Annotated in this window: 12 protein-coding genes and 1 riboswitch; all 12 genes read left to right on the top strand. The window is 35.2% G+C overall.

Features of this window, described 5'->3' with window-relative positions; genetic code table 11:
- Positions 1-108 precede the first annotated feature (108 nt).
- Positions 109-429: a hypothetical protein gene (locus TEPIDINF_RS06555; protein WP_069798620.1), complete on the top strand. Its 321-nt coding sequence runs from the start codon at positions 109-111 to the stop codon at positions 427-429.
- 88 nt (positions 430-517) lie between these two features.
- Entirely contained in the window at positions 518-1,624 is a 1,107-nt protein-coding gene (locus tag TEPIDINF_RS06550) for a M24 family metallopeptidase (protein ID WP_421691580.1), read from the top strand.
- 89 nt (positions 1,625-1,713) lie between these two features.
- On the top strand, positions 1,714-1,947 hold the full coding sequence (locus TEPIDINF_RS06545) for an alpha/beta-type small acid-soluble spore protein (RefSeq protein WP_068724938.1): 234 nt from the start codon (positions 1,714-1,716) through the stop codon (positions 1,945-1,947).
- A gap of 408 nt (positions 1,948-2,355) precedes the next feature.
- Positions 2,356-2,445, top strand: a riboswitch (cyclic di-GMP riboswitch).
- A gap of 108 nt (positions 2,446-2,553) precedes the next feature.
- Entirely contained in the window at positions 2,554-9,561 is a 7,008-nt protein-coding gene (locus TEPIDINF_RS06540; RefSeq protein ID WP_421691579.1) for an RHS repeat-associated core domain-containing protein, read from the top strand.
- Positions 9,562-10,004: 443 nt separating this feature from the next.
- Positions 10,005-10,280, top strand: a complete 276-nt coding sequence (locus TEPIDINF_RS06535) for an RHS repeat-associated core domain-containing protein (protein WP_421691578.1) — start codon at positions 10,005-10,007, stop codon at positions 10,278-10,280.
- Between the two features lie 120 nt (positions 10,281-10,400).
- Positions 10,401-10,937 carry a hypothetical protein gene (locus TEPIDINF_RS06530; protein ID WP_421691577.1) on the top strand — a complete coding sequence of 179 codons (537 nt, stop codon included), beginning with the start codon at positions 10,401-10,403 and terminating at the stop codon, positions 10,935-10,937.
- A 2-nt stretch (positions 10,938-10,939) separates the two neighbouring features.
- Positions 10,940-11,308 (top strand): hypothetical protein, encoded by a 369-nt coding sequence (locus TEPIDINF_RS06525; protein ID WP_421691576.1) that lies wholly within the window; start codon positions 10,940-10,942, stop codon positions 11,306-11,308.
- A 724-nt stretch (positions 11,309-12,032) separates the two neighbouring features.
- The gene (locus TEPIDINF_RS06520; protein WP_421691575.1) at positions 12,033-12,404 is read left to right on the top strand and encodes a hypothetical protein; all 372 of its coding nucleotides are present in this window, start codon (positions 12,033-12,035) and stop codon (positions 12,402-12,404) included.
- 71 nt (positions 12,405-12,475) lie between these two features.
- Entirely contained in the window at positions 12,476-13,285 is an 810-nt protein-coding gene (locus TEPIDINF_RS06515) for an RHS repeat-associated core domain-containing protein (RefSeq protein WP_421691574.1), read from the top strand.
- A complete protein-coding gene (locus TEPIDINF_RS06510; protein WP_421691573.1) occupies positions 13,254-13,598 on the top strand; it encodes a hypothetical protein in 345 nt (114 codons plus the stop codon). The genes TEPIDINF_RS06515 and TEPIDINF_RS06510 overlap by 32 nt, the downstream gene beginning before the upstream one ends.
- A gap of 133 nt (positions 13,599-13,731) precedes the next feature.
- Positions 13,732-16,968: a PD-(D/E)XK nuclease family protein gene (locus TEPIDINF_RS06505; protein ID WP_068724937.1), complete on the top strand. Its 3,237-nt coding sequence runs from the start codon at positions 13,732-13,734 to the stop codon at positions 16,966-16,968.
- On the top strand, positions 16,968-20,546 hold the full coding sequence (locus TEPIDINF_RS06500; protein ID WP_068724936.1) for a UvrD-helicase domain-containing protein: 3,579 nt from the start codon (positions 16,968-16,970) through the stop codon (positions 20,544-20,546). The genes TEPIDINF_RS06505 and TEPIDINF_RS06500 overlap by 1 nt, the downstream gene beginning before the upstream one ends.
- Positions 20,547-20,631: the final 85 nt, after the last annotated feature.

The following is a 20,631-nucleotide window of genomic DNA, read 5'->3' as shown; positions in this document are numbered from 1 at the left end:
TCAAAAATAAACATGTACATCGTCTTATTTTTGATGGTATTTGTTGAAAAAAATCATATTCGTTGAAAATACGCTAAAAATCGTCATTTTTTAAAAAGGAGTAGAAAAATGGCTTTTATCAGTTTAGGACTTTTGATTTATCTCATATTATGTAATTATCCTTTTTCAAAACAGTTAAATGAAATTGGAAAAATGAAATGGATAAGATGGACAATTTTATTAGCAGGTGCAATTCATGGGATTATGATTTGGTCTAAACAGGATTTAGTTACCCCAAAAATCATTACTGGTGTTTTGTTACTTTTGTTAGTTATTTCATTTACTATGTCTGGCAAACATCGTGGGATTGAAGACATAGTTGCCCGCACTATCTTTAAAAAAATCGCTTGGTTTTTTATTCTTTTAATCACTCTTCTTCATATCATTTAACTCCTTCTGTGATATAATGAAGCAAAACTTATTCAGGTGGAATTTCCCATCTGGATTAGTAAAAAATACGGAAAGATGGGGTATACAAATGTCTCAAAGTCAAGTCTACGAAAATAGATTAAATCGCTTTTACCAATGGATGGATAAAAATGATCTAAGTGTGGCGCTTATCTCTTCACCCACAAATGTTTATTATTTAACTGGTTTTTACTCAAATCCTCATGAACGTTTTATGGGTTTATTTCTTATTTCTGGACAGGAGCCTATCTTAATTACACCTGAGTTAGATAAAGAGGAAGCAAAAAGAAAAACTTCATTAAACAACATATTTGGCTATGCAGATCATGAAGGACCAGACCAATTGATTAAAAAATATATACTGTTCAAACAAGACCAACCATTTGGACTTGAGGAAGGATATGTTTCGTTTAAAAAAGCTCTTTGGTTAAAGGAAATTCTCCAGTTTCAACAATCCGTTGATATTGAAAAAGGCTTAATGGGTCTAAGAATAACGAAAGATGAATTGGAATTAAATAGTTTAAAAGAAGCAGCTTATTGGGCTGATAAAGCAATAAAATTTGGAATCGAGGCGATTCAGGTAGGCAAAAGCGAATTAGAGATTATTGCAGAAATCGAATATCGTTTAAAAAAAGAAGGCATTGAAAAAATGTCATTTGATACGATGGTGTTAACTGGCGAAAAATCTGCCTTGCCTCATGGAAAGCCAGGCCAAGAAAGAATTAAGAATGGGGATTTTGTTTTATTTGATTTAGGAGTCGTTTTTAATGGATATTGTTCCGATATCTCTAGAACTGTTGCCGTTGGCCAAATTTCAGAAAAACAAAAAGAAATGTATCACATTGTCAAACAAGCCCAGCAATTGGCAATAGATGTGGTAAAACCTGATCTCGCTATTAAAGAAGTGGATTTAGCCGCTAGAAGAAAAATTACGGAGATGGGTTTTGGCCCTTATTTCGTACACCGGATTGGCCATGGGTTAGGTTTAGATATTCATGAACTCCCTTCGATGCATGAGAAGAATGAAGAATTGTTAAAGGAAGGAATGGTTTTTACCATCGAGCCAGGAATCTATGTGGCAGAACTAGGTGGAGTCAGGATTGAAGATGACATCTATGTCACAAAAGAAGAGCCCCTGGTACTAACCTCATTTACTAAAGAGCTTATTCAATTGTAGTGTTGTACAAAAATTACCAACAAAATCGATGAATGGATATCCCTCTTTCTACAAATATTAAGCATACACCAACAAGGAGGTGATATCAGATGGCAAAAGGACAAGAACGTTCTAGCAACTGGTTAGTAGTACCTCAAGCTGCACAAGCATTAGATCAAATGAAATTCGAAATTGCCCAAGAACTTGGTATCCAAATTCCTGCAGACGGATACATGGGCTATATCGCTTCTCGTGACAATGGTGCAATTGGTGGTAACATTACTCGTCGTTTAGTTCAAATGGCAGAACAACAACTTTCAGGCCAAACAGGAATGACTCGCTAATTCACTTACAACTAAATCATTGGTATAGTTAAAGACAGTGGAGTCATCCACTGTCTTTCCTTGAAAGATAATAAAGTATAACTTTCTTCTACTTGTCATTTAGGGGTTTGTATATTCCATAAGCTGCGACATAGCGTGACTAGCAGCTTTATGTGTAGCACGACTTGTACACTTTGTGTGCCTTCAGAAGTGCCCTTCTCTCCTTAATCTTTATTCATAGAAGGGTACGGATGACGGAGCGCGATGGAATATACAAACCTTTTCTTATTATGCTAATGTTGGATTAATACTCTATATAACCATGGTCCTACTTATTAGGAAAATAATAGTAAAAAGGTCATGAAAATGTGTAAAAATATTGTGCGAAAGGTAACAATGTTTTACTATATATAACAAAAAGATGGAAAATTTTGATAAGGGCAAATTCGTCGAAAGGCGGAGACGCAAAGCCACAGGTCTAAAGAAGGTATTTCCTACCATGACGGCTGGGTTGCCGTACATTTTCAACAAGAAATATAAGATCATATATAATGTATAGCCCCCTTTCGTCTTAAAAAGATCGGAAGGTCTTTTTATTGCCTTTTTTAAAGAGGAGGAGAGGGAAGAATGAGAAAAAGACATAAAACTTTTTCTGCAATGACTTATTTTCTAATTATTACGTTAATTAGCGGATTAATTATGCCCGGTTTTTTATCAAAAGCCAGTGCATCTTCTTATGATGGTTATGATTGGTTAGAAGAATGGCTTCCCCAACCAGGAAAAAGAACAGATCAAAATCCCTTTATGCCTCAAAGTCAAGTCATGAACCAAACATTACAAAGCAATATTCAAAATCCTTTATCTCAACTGCCCAGTCTTCAAGGGCAATACAACCTTGAACAATCTCCTTTCAATCCTGTGATAGAAGATCCCGTACAGCTTCCAACTGGTAATTTAAAGATTGAAGAAGAAGACCTCTTTTTAAATATTTATGCAAATCCGTTGTCTATTCAAAGAACTTACAACTTAAAAGATAAAGATAAATTGTTCCCTTTTGGTTATGGCTGGAGATTTTCTTATGATTACTATATTCAAATGTTTGCTGATTTTAATATTTCCGAGTTCAAGCCTGATGGAAGTAACGTTAACTATACCTATCAAAAAAATGATCCAAACGGTTTAGTGGATAGTTACGACGGTGATCCGCTGATATATTATCCTCTTGATCAAGGAACATATTCCAGCACAAGTAGATCTGATTTAGAAAGAATTTCTAAAGATGAATACCAAATTACAAAACCTGATGGTTATATCTATACCTTCAAAGGTTATAAGGCTCCATGGCGAGAAAACGCAGATCCTATTCAGGGAAAATTAATTGCAATCAAGGATCGTAATGGCAATACACTTCAATTTAATTATGATCAACAAGGTCATTTAATCCAAATTAAATCATCAGACGGAAGAGCAGTTTCCTTAACTTATAACAACGATTTAGTTCAGAGTATAACTGATCCACTAGGTCAAGTCACTTTCTATGAATATGAAGGTAAACGTCTAAACAAAGTAAAAAAACCAGATGGCATTTCAATCCAATATACATATGATCAGGATAATCGATTATTAACTATAACATATCCAAAAACAGGGAAAGAAAGTTTTACTTATCAAAATGATCGGGTTGTTCGTTATGATCAAGAAGGAGACTTAGTTTATGAATATCAGTATCAAGATACTGCTAAAAAGGTCGTTCGTATTGATGCTTTAGGTAATCGTACAGCTTTTGTATTTAATGATAAAAAGCAAATCATTCAAAAAACGAATCCTTTGGGGGAGACTTATTCTTATACTTATGATGATCAGAATCGCTTAACAAAGATTGAGTCCTCTTTAGGAACAACAGATATGCAATACGATGAATTAGGGAGATTAGTCTATAAATCTGACGAATATGGTCGAAGTTTCTCCTATCAATACAACTCATTTGATCAGATTACTCATATTGTGGATGAAACTGGACGTGAATGGCTTAGAGAATATGATAATAAGGGGAATTTATTAGCAAATATCAATCCCTTAGGCGAAAAAGAAAGATTCACCTATAATGATAAAGGCCTACTTGAAACCTATACCAATCCTAAAGGAGCTATTACTCGTTTCCAATATGATGAATATGGACAGCCTAGTTACGTGCAATATCCTTTGGGTCGTTATCAGCGTATGCAATATGATCGTTTAGGAAGATTATTGAAAATGAATAATGCAAGTGGTGGGACAATAGAAATCACATATGATCCAGCCAACCATCCCATTCAAGTAAAATATTCAAATGGACAAACATTCCGTTACGAGTATGAGAATGGATTATTAAAACGATGGGTTCAGCCTAATGGTGCCGTTACCACTTATACTTATAATACAAAAGGTCAACTTAAGGCAATCATCAATGCCGAAGGGGAATCTACTGTTTATTCATATAATCCTAAAGGGGAATTAATACAGATTAAAGGGCCTCTTGGAGCTAAGATTTCTTATCAATGGGATGCATTGGGTAGAATGATCAAAAAAGAAGGGAATTTAATTCCAGAAGAGTCATTTCAATATGGGTTAAATGGCCAATTAATTGAACAAAAAAATGCCGATGGAACCTTTCAATATACTTATGACAATAATGGAAGAATCAAATCGATCAAACAGAATGGGAACGTAGTAACAGACTTACAATATAATGAATATGGGTACCTTTCTTCTATTGTGAAAGCCAATCAAGAAATTCTCACATTTACTTATGATGCATTAGGGCGGGTTTTAACGAAAACAGACCCACTTGGTGGAAAAGAAACGTATGAATATGATAAAAATGGTAATCTAATCTCTGTTGTAAATCCATTGGGAAATAAGACAACCTACCGTTATGATGAAATGAATCAATTAATAGAAATGATAGATGCTGAGGGAAATTCTACTCAAATTCAGTATAGTCCTTTAGGACAAATAACAAGTACAATTGATGCAAAAGGGCAAAAAAATCAATATTTTTATGACGAGTTAGGTTTTTTAACTGCACAAATTGGCGCAAAAGGTGAAAAAACTTCTTTTACTTATAATTCTCTAGGTCAGGTAGAATCAATAACCAATCCATTAGGTCACATTCAAAAATTTGAATACAATGACTTAGGGTTGTTAACACAAATCACTGACCCTTTAGGGAATATAACTCAGTATGCCTACGATGAGTTACAAAGAATAAAAGAAATAATTGATCCAAAAGGTAATTCTACTTTTTATACATACGATATAGATCAATATAAGATTGAGGTAACAAATCCGCTTGGAAATAAAAATGAATATTGGTTTGATGAAAATGGTAGATTAATATCTTTTATTGACCCCCTAGGGCGAGAAACACAATGGAAGTATAATCAAAACGGTCTACTGATTCAGAAGGTAAATCCACTTGGTCACAAAACTCAATACGAATATGATGATCTTCAAAGATTAGTTGCTGAAGTTGATGCAAAAGGAAACAAGGAAAGATATGCTTATGATGAATCAGGCAATCTCATTTCGATTGTCAATCGGAACGGAGATAAGACTTCTTTTGAATATAATTTGGCTGGAGAAATTATTAAACGAATCGATGCTATTGGCAATGAAACAACATATTCGTATACTCCAACAGGCAAACTAGCAGAAGTAATTGATGCAACTGGAAGTAAAATTCAGTATCAATATGATCAATTAGGTCAATTAACAAAAGTGGTTGATCCATTAGGGGGAACAGTTTCATATCAATATGACCCTCAGGGTAATATTACTCGCATCGTGGATCCTGAAGGAGCAACTTCATTTTTTGATTATGATTTAGTAGGTAATCTTAAAGATTATACGGACTCAAGAGGGAATACCTGGAACTATCAGTATGATCCTACCGGTAAAATGACTGAAATCATTGATCCGGAAGGAAATAGGAAGTCATACATTTATGATTCTTTAGGTAACCTGATTGAGGAAATAGACCCTCGAGGTAACTCAACTCAGTATCTATATGATGCATTGAATCAGCTTGTCCAAATTACCGACGCCTTAGGGTATAAACAACAGTTTCAATATGATAAAGTTGGTAACTTGATAGAAATGAAAAAAGCTGATGGTTCAGTTAATAAATATCGTTATGACCAATTAAATCGTTTGCTTGAAAAAGTAGATCCCATGGGGAATTCAACCAAGTATCAATATGATCCTTTAGGAAACCTGCAAATGGTTGAAGATGCAGAGGGTAACCAAACAAAATACGAATATAATCGAATTGGTTTGCTAACCAAAGTAATGGATGCAATGGGTGGACAAACTACTTATTCCTATGATCCCTTGGGCAATTTGATCAAAATGGTGGATGCAAATGGGTATAGTACGCATTGGCAATACGATGCTATGGGTCGAATGACAAAAGAAATCAATGCTGAAGATGAAGAGTATATTTTTCGTTACGATTCTGTGGGTAACTTAATAGAAGAAAGAGACCCTAAAGGACAGTTGACCAAATATCAATACAATAAACGTAGAGAACTAACAAACATCGTATTACCTGATGGGGATCACATTCAATACCAATACGATTCCAACGGGAATATAATCAAAGCCGCAAACTTGCATTCCGAAGAAAATTATTCCTATAATTCATTAAATCAACTAACTAGAATTGAAAATCTAACATTAGATAAAGTCACTCAATTTTCCTATGATAAAGCAGGTAATCGTACACAGATCATCGATCCAGAAGATCGTGTGATTAATTATCAATATAATGAATTAAATCAATTGTCACAGTTAACGGATCCAGAAGGAAATCGTACAACTTTTTCTTATGATCCAGTTGGCCGTCTTCAAATGATTGAACGCCCAAATGGAGTGAATACAAACTACGAGTACGATCCAAATGGACAAGTATTCAAAATAGCTCATCAAGGGAATAACTATTATTCTTCCTACCAATATCTCTATGATCAAGTTGGAAATCGTATCAAGCAAATAGAAGAGGACGGAGCAACTACAACTTATCAATATGATGCGTTGTACCGTCTTACATACGTTCATTATCCTAAAGAAAAGATTGAACAGATTAAAGCAAGCTACTATACACCTCCACAAGAAAATAAACAAATAACGGGTGAAAATATTCTTCCAACTGTAACACCTCAACAAGATCAAGGTAAGAATAATAGCAATGAAAATGGAAAATCAAATACTAAGGAAAAGGGAAAAACTTCGTCTCTCTTTTGGGCACTATCTGATACAGTCTTATTCGCAAATAAGATGACAACTGTTACGAATGATGTTTACCAGGGAAATGAGCATTCCAATAACGGGAAAAGTGGACAAAGAAACGATCAAGGAAATAGTGGAAATAACGGAAATTCAAACCATGGAAATAGTAATAAAGAAAATGGGAATAACGGAAAAGGGAATAACGGAAAAGGGAATAACGGAAAAGGGAATAACGAGGGAAAAGGTAAAGAAAAAGCCCACGGTAGAGGAAAGGATAAAAGTAAAAAACCTAAACCTTGGGAACAATTTCTATGGAACATGAACCTTCCTCAGTTAAACCTTTATCCGGAAAAACCAGATTACTTAATTGATCCAGTTGAAGAAGTATGGTATGAATACGATAAAGCAGGCAATCGTACACAAATGATCGCTGATGGAGAGATTACAACATATTCTTATGATAAAGCGAATCGTTTACTTCAAGCCGGAGAAGATTCCTTTATCTATGACGAAAACGGCAATCTCATTGAAAAGACAACTAAAGATGGTATAGTCAAATATGAATATACTGGCAACAACAAGCTAAAAGGAGTCTACTATCCTGATCAAACCAAAGTAGAATTTCAGTATGATGCTTTTGGTCGAAAAATTAGTCGTTCCCAAACATTTTATGACTTAAAGGGTGACAACTCAAAGGGTAATGGACAAGGAAGATATAATGCCATTCAAAAGGGCAATGGAGAAAAAAATGGATTAAGACAACAAATCGAAAATCCATATAGTCATCTATTAAAAGAAGAAGTTACTCAATACCTCTATGATGGGATGAATGTCCTAAAGGAATATGGAGAAAATGGAGAACCTCTAGCACAATATTATATGGCAGAAAGTCAAGTCATCGCGAGGAAAATGTTTGGCCTTCATGGTAGAAAACAAGAAGGATATGAGGGCAATATTCGCACTCGTGGCGGATTATTATACTACCAACAAGATGCACTAGGAAACGTCATGGATCTAACTGACCAAACAGGCGATGTAGTCATGAAATACCGTTATGATGCCTTTGGTAACCTATTTACCCAAATGGCAGCACCTTATAACGTAGTCGGATTTACAGGCCAAACTTATGATGCCAAAGCTAGTCTGATGGATTACAATGCTAGATGGTATAGTCCAAAATATGGCCGTTTTACAACCATGGACACCTTTATGGGTTGGATAGAGAATCCACTTAGTCTAAACCGATATAGCTATGTAATGAACAATCCAGTTAACTTTATAGATCCAACTGGTCACCAAGCTGAGGCTGGTGCAGGAGGTGTAAATGGTTCAACAGGAAATACAAATACGACAACGGTAGATTTAATTGTAAATGGAGAAAAACAAGGAGAAGTAACCTTATCAGATGGACATACATACCTTGAAGACGGATCATCAGTTAGAGATACATTTGAAGATTGGGGAGGTACAGTTATATGGGATAGCGATACTCAAAGTGTGATCGTGACCCTTCCTGAAGAGGATGAAGGAAGTAGCGGTAGTAGAGGCTCTGGTTCTAGTGATTCAGATGATGATTCTGATCATTCCATGACCTATCAAGAGTGGATTCAATATAGAGACTCACATTTTAGTACTCTTGCTGGGGAGATGCCACCAGCCACAGTATTTCTTTCTGATAAATATTTTGATGAACTAGATGATCTTTTTGAACAAGTTAAAAATGAAAATGATAAATGGTATATTTATGATGGTTCAGAAGAAAAAGCAGCAGAAACAGTTATAAATCAAATGATGGATGATCTAGAAAATAACCGAAATGCTTTAACAAGAAGTAATGAAAATTTTGTTCAATTTTTTGAAACATTTGATGAAAATATTAGAAAATTAGATAGTATTACTGAAGAAATGCATTATTTTAGAAATATATTAAACTCCTATAGTGGTGCTCCAAATAAGTTAGAAGAAATGATAGAGTTAGCTGCTAAAGGTGACTGGAAATTATTCTCCGATACTGGTACGCAATATCATAGATATAACATCGGAACCCTTAATGGAGCTTTAAATGTCAAATTTGTGTCTGCAGATGGGAGGTTTGAAGCTGTATATAACTCAGGTACCGGAAAAATGGTTACTGACCCGGCTAATATGGGGACGTATAATTATGCTCCCGGATCTTATAATCCACAAAAGTTTTATTTGCATAACAAATATGATATTTCTCCTTGGAAGAAGTGGGGGAATGTAGATGGGTTTTCATATCAAGATATAAGAAGGATAGAATCAGGACATGGGACAGAAGCTTCAGATGAAAATTACGATGAAATAGAAAGATTAATAGAACAAAGAAGAAATGAACTGCAAAATTAACAGAATGTATAGAAAGGATGCCAAGTATGAATATATCAAGCTTGCTTTTAAAATATAATGCTCAATATATGGTTATTATATTAACTATAATTTATTGGGTATTTGGGTTAGTTGTGAGATTTTTCCCATCCGTATTTATGGATTTAAATAGGTTTTGGTGGGCCTTTTATGTACAAGTGACAAAGATATTTATTATAACCAATATTCTTTCAATAACACTTTTAATAATGATGTTATATTTTAAATCATGGAACTTAAAATATACGATAATATTATTGGTTATAAATATATTAACTTTAATTTTTGGGCCTTATTTTATTGGTTTTCCAATGATTATATACTAAAGGAAGTTTGCAACTTGGCTGATCAATGGGTACAAAAAAATTAAGTTTTCATATGGTGTAACCACTTATTTCACTAAAAAGAAAATGAGTGGTTACACCATGGACACCTTTATGGGTTGGATAGAGAATCCACTTAGTCTAAACCGATATAGCTATGTCCACAACAACCCGGTGAATTTCATCGACCCGACAGGACACTGGCAAGAGGGAGATGAGAATCTATCCGAAGATGATCAGGAACCAATCCGTGATCTAACAGACAAGTGGTATGAAGCAGATACCCAAGAAGAGCGAGACAGAATCCATGAAGAAGCGGAGGCAATTCGTAACGGTAGTGGTTCAAATGATGATGATGACGATGATGGAGGAAGCTGAGGTGGATCAGGCGGAGGAAGCTCCGGAAGCAGTGGCTCAAGCGGCAACCATAATAGCGGCCCGACATTACAACAGAGAATAGCGCAAAAAGACAGCAATTTTGCTAATGCAGCAGGAAATATGCCGACGTCTTCCCTAACTAGTTCGACTGAGAAGACTGCAAAAGTAGAAGACCCTAGTCTTATAAAATCGGTTGTTGGTTCACTTCTAGGTTCAACGTTATCAACAGCTTCTTATGCACTTGAAAAAGGCTATAAAAATGCTGCCGAAAAGGTTTATCATACTACTATAACCAGTTCAAGCCGTAAAGAAGCATATAGAAAACTAACGACACTGGCAAATAAAGCAGATGATTTAAGAGGCGTAGCCAAGAAAATAAACTCCTTTGGAAAATGGGGAGGAGCTGCTTTATCATTAGCTAGTGGAGGATATGAAGTATTTCAAGATGTAACAAATAAAGATTATACTAAAACAGATAAAGCAAAAGCAGTGGCTGTTGATATTGGTGCTGCATTGGTTTCTGTAGTTGCAGGCTTTGCAGTGGCTGCTTTAATGCCAGTGTCTGCACCAGTTATAGCTGTGGCAGTAGCAGGAGTAGCAGTTAATTCTATAATTTCCTATGGGTCTTCATATTTAAAGAAATGGTGGATTGATTAATTATGAGAAATCCGTATATTACATTAATTATTTCAGTATATCTACTTTATTTGGTATTCAAACATAAGGGAGAAGATCGGAATTGGAAAATGCTATTAGGAACTATTTCAATTAGTGGATTGGTTGTATCAATTGCTCTTTTTTTAGCGAAATATTTTCCTTCTTACGAAACCTTAATTGAAGATATATCTATTGTTCCGGTCTTTGCAGGTATACTAATAATATTTATTTTACTAATTAAAAGGGCATGGAATTTACGACATGATCCAAAATATAAAAAATATACAAAACTCTTTTTTGGATTTTTGATATTAATTGTGATATATATAATTGTTGTTATTATTTTGGCGCAATTCGGCATATTTGGTTGAAGGTTACCAATATTAAAAGGTATAACTCATAATGTATTATGGTTAGGATATAATCCAGAAAGAATTCATCACTATATATTAATTAGATTAAGGCTATCGAGAAAATCGGTAGCCAATTCTATCTACAAAAACTATCAAATAAATTATATACAGTGGAATGAATTATGGTGGATTTACAGCTATGCTTATCCTGGAAATAACCCGGTTAACTACCTTGACCCAACAAGGAACGTAAGTGGTTACATGTTGATTCACTTCCAGGTTCAACGTTATCAACAGCTTCTTATGCACTTGAAAAAGGCTATAAAAATGCTGCCGAAAAGGTTTATCATACTACTATAACCAGTTCAAGCCGTAAAGAAGCATATAGAAAACTAACGACACTGGCAAATAAAGCAGATGATTTAAGAGGCGTAGCCAAGAAAATAAACTCCTTTGGAAAGTGGGGAGGAGCTGGACTATCACTAGTTACTGGATTAAATGATGTAGTTAAAGATGTAACGAATAAAAATTATACTAATAAAGATAAAGCAATAGCTGTAACAGTTGATATTGGTGCAACAGGTTTATCTATAGTAGCGGGTGCCTTAGTTGGTGCAGCAGTTGCCGCATTATCAGCACCTGTTTTGGTTGGAGCAGGTATTACAATAGCTGCAAGTATTGGGGTGGGTACATTTATAAGCTATGGAAGTTCATGGCTTAAAAAAAGGTGGATTGATTAATAGTGAATTATAACCCGTATTTTGTTTTAATTATTACATTACCTATGTTCTACTTCTTTATATTTAAAGTTAAAAACGACCGTCTATTGAAAGCGATTGGAATTATTATTTCAATTGGTGCGATTTTGGCTTCAATCGGTACTATTTTAGAGGGGAAATATCCTTCTCATGAAACATTAATAGAAAATATATTTGTAGTTCCGATATTTGTATTAATTATTACTATGTTTATTCTATTATTTATTAAAGGTTGGAAATTACGAAATAATCCAGAATCAAAAGCACTGGTATATGTAGGATTTGGTACTTTTATATTAACTATTGTTGTTGTGATTGTTCTCGTTATCTTGATTCAATTAGGAGTATTTGATTAATATTCTAAATGATATTTTCATTAATTAGTGTTCTATTTTGAAAATTAGCACTTTATTTCTGGAGAAATAAAGTGCTAATTCATATCTATAATCCCAAAGCCCGCTTAATGGATTATTCTGCTAGATGGTATAGTCCTAACTATGGTAGATTTATAACTGAAGATACATTCTTTGGCTGGATTGATGAACCACTTAGCTTAAACCGATATAGCTATGTAATGAACAATCCAGTTAACTTTATAGATCCAACTGGTCACCAAGCTGAGGCTGGTGCAGGAGGTGTAAATGGTTCAACAGGAAATACAAATACGACAACGGTAGATTTAATTGTAAATGGAGAAAAACAAGGAGAAGTAACCTTATCAGATGGATATACATACCTTGAAGACGGATCATCAGTTAGAGATACATTTGAAGATTGGGGAGGTACAGTTATATGGGATAGCGATACTCAAAGTGTGATCGTGACCTTTCCTGAGGAGGATGAGGGAAGTAGCGGTAGTGGTAGCTCTGGTTCTAGGAATAATGACCATGATACGCATACACCTACAGTGCAGGAAATTCTAGCACAAAGGAGTAATAACTTTAATAATAGCTCTGGGGGAATGCCATCCAATTCAGACATAAATATCACAATAACAAATGATGTTTTAACAAATGATATTAATCAATTAAAGAAGGATTATGAAAAGATTGAAGAATATACTAGAATAATTAAAAGTGAAAATTCTAGTATGTCTGAAAAGCTTAGAGTTGCTCCCAAACTTTTACTAGTTAATATGAAATATAGATATAACTATGCATGGATAGATATGGGAATTAAAGCAGAACTTGAAGGGCTAGCCTCCTATGATGAGAGGTGGAGCATTAACAGTATATGACCCAAAATTTGCGGCTCAGCAATTATTGAAGGATGGAAAGATATATATAGAAGACCTTAAAAAAATGATTTCAAAGGACGCTGTTAATAAATTCAAACCTTCATCTACAATTATTGAGGGATATAAATACAATTACACAATTAATGGTGTCAAAATAGAAATAAAGTGGTATGCTCCCGATACAAATGCAGCAACAAAATTTCTGGGAAGTAATTCTGGAAGTGGATGGACAGCACAAATTAAAATTGATGGAAAACTCCTTGGACAAGATGGCATTAATAGAAGAATGGCTATTAAGTATTATCGATTTTAACGAGGGGAGCCATCCTTTTTTCTTTTTGTCCAAAAAGAACATTTGTTTTGATAAATCAATGTATCGTACTCCCCAACCATCGTAAAATGTGTTAGCATGATAATAATGAGCTTACATGGTGAGGAGTTTTTTTATGAAACGAATCGTGTTGCATAAAGATTTTAGTCCTTTAGGCAAGGGTCTTCAAACCATTCAACCCCTTTCATCTACTAAAAAATGGATCTATCTGGTACCGAGTGGATCGTTGATTCCTAAAGTAAAAGAGATGTTGCTAGATATAAAGCAACCTCATGTTCAAAAGGGAATTGAAGTGATGACTTTTGACCAAATGATGCGACAAATTGCTTTAAATAGTGAACACTCTAAGATGCTTACTCCTTCTGAACAGGAGTTATTGGTCAAACATGCTGTTGAACAAGTACATAGGGAAAAAGGCATCATTCATTTTTACGAGTCAATGAATAAAACTGGATGGCTTCATCAAGTGGAGATGTGGATCGGTGAAATCAAACGGGCAGGGGTCACCCCTGATCAGCTGATTGCTTTATGGCAAGAAGATTCACAAAAAAATAAAGAATTAGCATGGATCTATGAGGCCTACCACCAATTATTACAAAAGTACGCTTTGATTGACCATGAGGAATCTTATTATTTGTTTTTACGACAATTAGAATTAGGGGAATCATTACATGAATACATGGGTGTGGTGACAGACCAGTTTTATGATTTTTCACCCATTCAAATGCAGGTGTTGGATAAATTAGGGGGTCTTGGCTTAGATATCATCGTTCATTTAGCGGTTGATGAACAACGCCCTGAATTATTCCAATGGACGTTAAATACGATTGACTTTCTAACGAACTTAGGTTTTCAACAAGAGAGAAACACTGAGGAAAATCAAGAGATGCAATCCAAAGTTTCACCAACCATCAACCATCTCAAAAAAGCAATCTTTTCCCCGTTTCCTGAAAAAATCGATGCACATCAATCCGTTCATTTACTTGCTGTTCCTGGTAATAAACGGGAAGTCGAAATGGTTGCGGCAGAAATCAAATCTCATGCTTTGGGACAAGCGATTCCTTTACATGAAATGGCGATCATTGTGCCACAAATGGAACGGTATAAAGTGGTTATCTATGAAGTGATGGAGAAAGCTGGGATTCCGATTCGTCTTGCCAAAAGACAACGACTGATAGAAAATCCTTTTGTTCAAGCGATCATTAGTCTTTTAAAAGCCATGAATGGACAAAAGAACGATTGGTTGTCGATGTTGGTTAGCCCTTATTTTAAATGGAATCAAGAGATTGATCCTTACCAACTTACACAAATCTTTCGCTCATGCGGATATCCCATGACACAAAAGAGCTGGAATGAAAGATTCATCTCCTATAAACAGAGATATGAATCAAAAGAAAACGAATTAAAAAAATATGATGACGTCATGCAAACAATTTTTAAGTTGGCTGAGATTGCACCCAAAAAGGGGATGAATCAGGAATATATCCAATTTATCAATCGATTAGAGCAAACATTACAAATAAAAGAACAGATTAAGCAATATTTCTTTTCAAATCCTACAGAGGAAACGGCATTTCGTGATCTAAAGGCTTACGAAAAGTGGCAGGAAGTGAAACAGGAGCTTGCGATGATGGATCAATATATGGAAGGAGAACATGGGGAGAATCAGGTCGATTTTTGGAACTGGATCCAATCTTTAATTTTGGCATGTGAGAAAAGCGATTATGATTTTACGCAAGGGAAAAAACAAGGTATTTCAATTTTACAACCCAACCAAATACGCGGACAACAATTTAAAATCGTGTTTATTCTTGGGTTGGTGGAAGGAGATTTCCCACGACCGATCAAGAATGACTGGCTTATGCCTGACCAAGAACGCTATGAGTTAAGAAAACAGGGGATTCATTTAAATCTTTCTAGGGAATACGAGAATCAACAAAAGTATCATTTTTATCAAAGCATTGCTTCAGCTACAGAACAACTATACCTTGTCTATTCCTCTAAGAATGAGGAAGGAAAAGAATGGTTACGCTCTTTCTTTATTGAAGAATGCTTAGAATGCATCATAGAGGAAACGTATGATACAAAAACCCTTGATGTGTCTGACCTTGTTCCACGAGATTTTCAGGATTGCGCCCATGAAGAGCAATTATGGAATAAAGTGTTTAAAGAAAATCATGATCTGATCAAAGACATGCTTAGAGAACAAGATGAGGAAAAAATACGAAAAATAGAAAATGGTATTTCCAGTGAAAAAGAACGGGATTTGTTATTTTCCTCATATGATGGCAATTTACAACAAGCACAACATGTTGAAGAAATGAAGCAATGGATGACGAAAAAGGTTTGGAGTACATCTCAATTAAATCAAGCAAGTCAGTGTCGTTTTGCTTATTTTGCAAAAGATATTTTAAAATTAACGGAGTGGGAAGAACCAGAGGAATCCATGTCCCCAAATGAAAAGGGAGATTTGATTCATCGTGTATTACAACGCTTTTTTTCCCGTTTTCGTAAAAATGGTGGAGAGATCTTTCAGCCCGAGTTACAGGGGGAATATGAAAAATGGTTGCTACAAATAGCTGAAGAAGAATGGCAAGTCTTTCTACACCAGAATGAGCGAACCATTCATCCCGTATTAAGTGATTTAGATTGGCAAAAAGTTGTACAAGATCTAAAACAGATCGTTCGTCATGAACAATCTTGGCGAAAAAAAAGCGGATCTACTCTTTATCCACAATACCTTGAGTTTTCCTTTGGCATGCCCATTGATGAAGAAATGCTAAGAAAAGAGGAAATTGATCCTCTTTCTACGACTGAGAAGGCAGAGATTCAATTAGCAACGAAAACGTTAGTATTAAGGGGCAAAATTGATCGTATTGATGTAAATGATGAAGGACAGTTTGTAATTTATGATTATAAAACGGGTCAACCTCCGGAAAACAAAGAAATTAAACAAGGAATCCATCTACAACTTCCACTTTACTTATTTGTTTTGGAATCTCTATTCCATTTTCCATTAGATCTTGCGATTGGAGCTTCCTTTTATACCCAAGGGAAAAGGAATGACAAAGGGGAAATCGTGGATAGCCGGAATCGTGGTATTTGGAAAAATGATTTCTTAGATCAAGTAGGAATCAGTAACCGAGTTGGTTCTAAAATAGACGAAGAAGAATGGCAACAGTGGGTAGAAGAAATGAAAATAAGAATCGAACAATTGCTCACTGAAATGGAACAAGGAGATTTTTCTGTATTGCCAAGCACAGAATGTCCAAGCTATTGTCCTTTTCAACATATTTGTCGAAAAGATGAAGAACGCATCAAAAACAAAATCCGGCTAAAGGAGGGAGTCTAGTGGCTTTTCCTTTAACAGATGAACAACGATTTGCAGTAGATACGTTACATCTAAATTGTATTGTTCCTGCAGGTGCTGGCTCAGGAAAAACGAGGGTACTTGTAGAAAGATACCTTAAAATTATTGAAAAATATGCAGACGTTCCAAATATAATTGAACAAATCGTGGCTATCACCTTTACTGAAAAAGCAGCAAAGGAAATGAAAGAACGGGTTAGAAAAGGAATGGTTGAAAGAAGGGACCAAGCTTTTGAAAGTGGCGATTTAGATGCTGCCAACCTTTGGCGAAACAATATTCAACGGTTAGAACGGGCATCCATCTCTACCATTCACTCCTTTTGTGCTAAGATATTGCGGGAATTTCCTGTAGAAGCGAAGGTTGATCCGGAATTCCAAGTACTTGAAGCAACAGATACTAAGTGGATTCTTGCTGATACGATTGAAAGGGAATTTAAAAAATTTCTAAAAGAAGAGAAGGAAAAAGGAATATCTCCTTTTTATCAGTGGGTTTCTAAAGCTGGTTTTTCTAGAGTTTTTAAACAATTGCAAAAGGTATATGAACAAATATCAAACACGGGGATCGATTTTACACAGATTAAAGAATTAACTGAAGCCCAGTTCCGTTTTTCTCCCTACCAATGGATCACTGGAATTGACCAACTGATTGAGGCAGGAGACGGATTGTTTAATAGTGATAGTAATTATAAACGTTTTAAAGAATATCGGGAACAATGGCCAAATGTAAAACAACAAATCGTCTTGGCACAAGAAGTTGGAGAAGGCCTTCAAGAAGCGATCAACCAGATGATCGAAATCACCAGTGGTCAGTTTGGTAAAGGTTTGGTTTCAGCTTTAAGGAAAAAAGCCAATGATCAGGCCAAAGAGTTAAATCAATGGCTAAAAGCGATTGAGTACCATGAATGGGAAAAAGAATATTTGACAGGCTTTTATCCTTTGTTACAAAAAATAGATGAGGCATTTCGACGTGAAAAAAATAAACGCAACAGCTTGGATTTTGATGATTTACAATTTCAGGCCATTCGTTTGTTGGAAGAAAATCAAGAGGTAAAAGAAAAACTGAAAAAAAGAATCTCCTATTTAATGATTGATGAATTTCAAGATAATAATCAGGTTCAAAAAAGGCTGATCTCACTGCTTTTAAAGGATGATAAACAAACCATCCAACCAGGTCGTTTATTCGTTGTTGGTGATCCGAAGCAATCGATTTATCGTTTCCGTGGGGCAGATGTCCATGTTTTTAAAAAAATGGAACAGGAAATCAGTGCAATGGAAGGAAGAATTGCTCCATTGCAATATAATTTTCGCTCTCATCCAGATATTATTCAGTTTGTAAACTTTTTCTTTGAACAAGTCATGTCCAGTGATGAAACGTCGCCAAATTATTATAAAGAAGCGATTGCGAAGAAGGAAAAAATCGCTGAAGATGAAGTGGTTGAATTTATTCCTATATATCATGATACAGATGATGAGCAATCTGTACGGGAAAAAGAAGCCACCTATATTGCTAAACGAATCGAACAGTTAGTTGCTAGAGGAGTAGAACCGAAAGAGATCACCATATTATTTCGTTCCATGTCCCAAGTGAAAATATATGAACAAGCTCTTTTGAAGAAGAATATTCCTTATTATGTGGTAGGAGGACGTGGGTTTTATCAAAAACAGGAAATCTATGATCTGTTACATGTGTTAAAATATCTAATCGACCCTACCAATAAAATTGCTTTAGCCGGGATTCTTCGTTCACCAATGGTTGCTATCACTGATGATACGCTATATCATTTGCTGACAAAAGATATATGGAACAAACCATTTAATCAATGGCGTAGTGCGATAAACGACTTAGCGCAAACAGAAATAGAAAAAGTAGAACATTTTGTTCATTGGGTTTCTCTACTTAAAAAAGAAGTAGGAAGAACGAAAGTGTCTGTACTATTAAAAAAGATTTTAGAATTGACACATTATCAAACGATTTTGTTTGCTTTACCACAGGGAGTCCAAGCCGTTGCAAACGTGGAAAAACTGATTAGGCAGGCTGAACATTTCCCGGGAGATAACCCTTACTCTGTCTATGAATTTTTACAACGGATAGAACGCTTAATCGAGGAATCTCAAGAAGAAACAGAGGCAGCTGTGGAATCGGAGACAGGAAACACTGTAAAATTGATGACCATTCATCAATCAAAAGGGCTAGAGTTTCCCTATGTTTTTGTTCCAGATTTGTCACGAAAACCAGTCAATGACGATTCATTAATCCGCTTTAATTCGAAAATGGGGCTTTCGTGTAAAGTGCCGTTGTTAGAGGGAGAATGGGAGGAACCCATTCGTTGGTTGTACCTTTCTAAAATAGAAAAAGAGTTAGAACGGGATGAATCTGTACGGGTATTCTATGTTGCCGCAACAAGAGCAGAGCAAAAACTGATTCTATCTGGAAAAGTCGAACAAGTGAAAAAAGAAATCGAAGTTAGTGAGGTCTTATCTACCAACACCTGGAGCAAATGGATCGATGTTGTCTTAAAATATGAAACGATCTCATTAGGGGAAGCGATTTGGCATTATCCTTTGAAAAATGGAGAAGTTGGGAGAATAAAAGTTATTCACTATGATGATCAAGAAACATTGCAAGAATCTGATTCAATGGATGAAGTTGAAGCTGTAAAATCTAGTAAGAAAAATACGAATCGGGAAATAAAAGTTTTAAATTACACCAAACCATTACAAGTTTCAGCAGAAGATACAAGGTACAGTGTATCATCGATTAAACGTTATCAACAATGCCCACGATACTATTATTTTACGGATCGTCTTTCATTGTTTTCGACATTGGATTGGTTGAATGAAGAAAAGATCGATTTTAATGAAGAAGATGTAGAAATGGTTGGTGAAAATACTGATGAAAATAATGGTACTAACTCACTAAAGACTGAACAATTAACACCAAGTTTGAAAGGGACGATTGTTCATCAACTGTTAGAAGCTCTTACTCACCAACCTGATCAAATTGGTGATTGGCAGAAACTTTTACAAAAGAATTTAATTAAGCAAGGGATTAGGGTAGAGAATATAGTAGACACGGATTGGGAAGTTTTCCAAACCGAAGTTCATCAGTTTGTAGATTATTTCCAGCAAAGCCCGTTTTTCAGACAACAACCATCTGATTCCTATTTAACAGAGTATGATTTTATCCTTTCACTAAGGAATGGGAAAATCTTTGGAACCATAGACCGTCTTGACATACATTCGGATGGAACCTTTTCAATCATTGACTATAAAACAGATAAAAACGTAGACAAAGAGATTTATGAACCGCAAATTCTCACTTATGCCCTTGCAATACAAAAGAATCTAGACTTAAAACCCGCAAACGGCTATTTATATTTTATTCGACACAATCAGATTGAGTCGATTGTAATCGATGAAGCACGATTATTAGAGTGGGAAGAACAATTAGAAGAAATAATGAACAAGATCAACCAATCCCAAGCCCAGGAAGATTTTACTCAGAATCTTGAACATTGTAGCCGATGTGCATTCAAAAATCTATGTTATAAAAAAGATTGAAGTATAAAAAAAATAAATGAAACTTTTTGCCCAGCTGCTACGTCTTAATAATGTAGATTCAATTTTTCTGATAGCCCATAAAAGT

This window comes from Tepidibacillus infernus (assembly GCF_048898065.1).
GTDB lineage: Bacteria > Bacillota > Bacilli > Tepidibacillales > Tepidibacillaceae > Tepidibacillus_B > Tepidibacillus_B infernus.
Note: the sequence above shows the minus strand (reverse complement) of the source record. Positions and strands in the feature narration are given on the sequence as shown.

Bases quoted from the DNA above. Each gene is read 5' to 3' on its own strand.
- TEPIDINF_RS06550 (WP_421691580.1), top strand. From the start codon at position 518: ATGTCTCAAAGTCAAGTCTACGAAAATAGATTAAATCGCTTTTACCAA.
- TEPIDINF_RS06535 (WP_421691578.1), top strand. From the start codon at position 10,005: ATGGACACCTTTATGGGTTGGATAGAGAATCCACTTAGTCTAAACCGA.
- TEPIDINF_RS06525 (WP_421691576.1), top strand. From the start codon at position 10,940: ATGAGAAATCCGTATATTACATTAATTATTTCAGTATATCTACTTTAT.
- TEPIDINF_RS06530 (WP_421691577.1), top strand. From the start codon at position 10,401: ATGCCGACGTCTTCCCTAACTAGTTCGACTGAGAAGACTGCAAAAGTA.
- TEPIDINF_RS06540 (WP_421691579.1), top strand. From the start codon at position 2,554: ATGAGAAAAAGACATAAAACTTTTTCTGCAATGACTTATTTTCTAATT.
- TEPIDINF_RS06555 (WP_069798620.1), top strand. From the start codon at position 109: ATGGCTTTTATCAGTTTAGGACTTTTGATTTATCTCATATTATGTAAT.
- TEPIDINF_RS06505 (WP_068724937.1), top strand. From the start codon at position 13,732: ATGAAACGAATCGTGTTGCATAAAGATTTTAGTCCTTTAGGCAAGGGT.
- TEPIDINF_RS06545 (WP_068724938.1), top strand. From the start codon at position 1,714: ATGGCAAAAGGACAAGAACGTTCTAGCAACTGGTTAGTAGTACCTCAA.
- TEPIDINF_RS06510 (WP_421691573.1), top strand. From the start codon at position 13,254: ATGATGAGAGGTGGAGCATTAACAGTATATGACCCAAAATTTGCGGCT.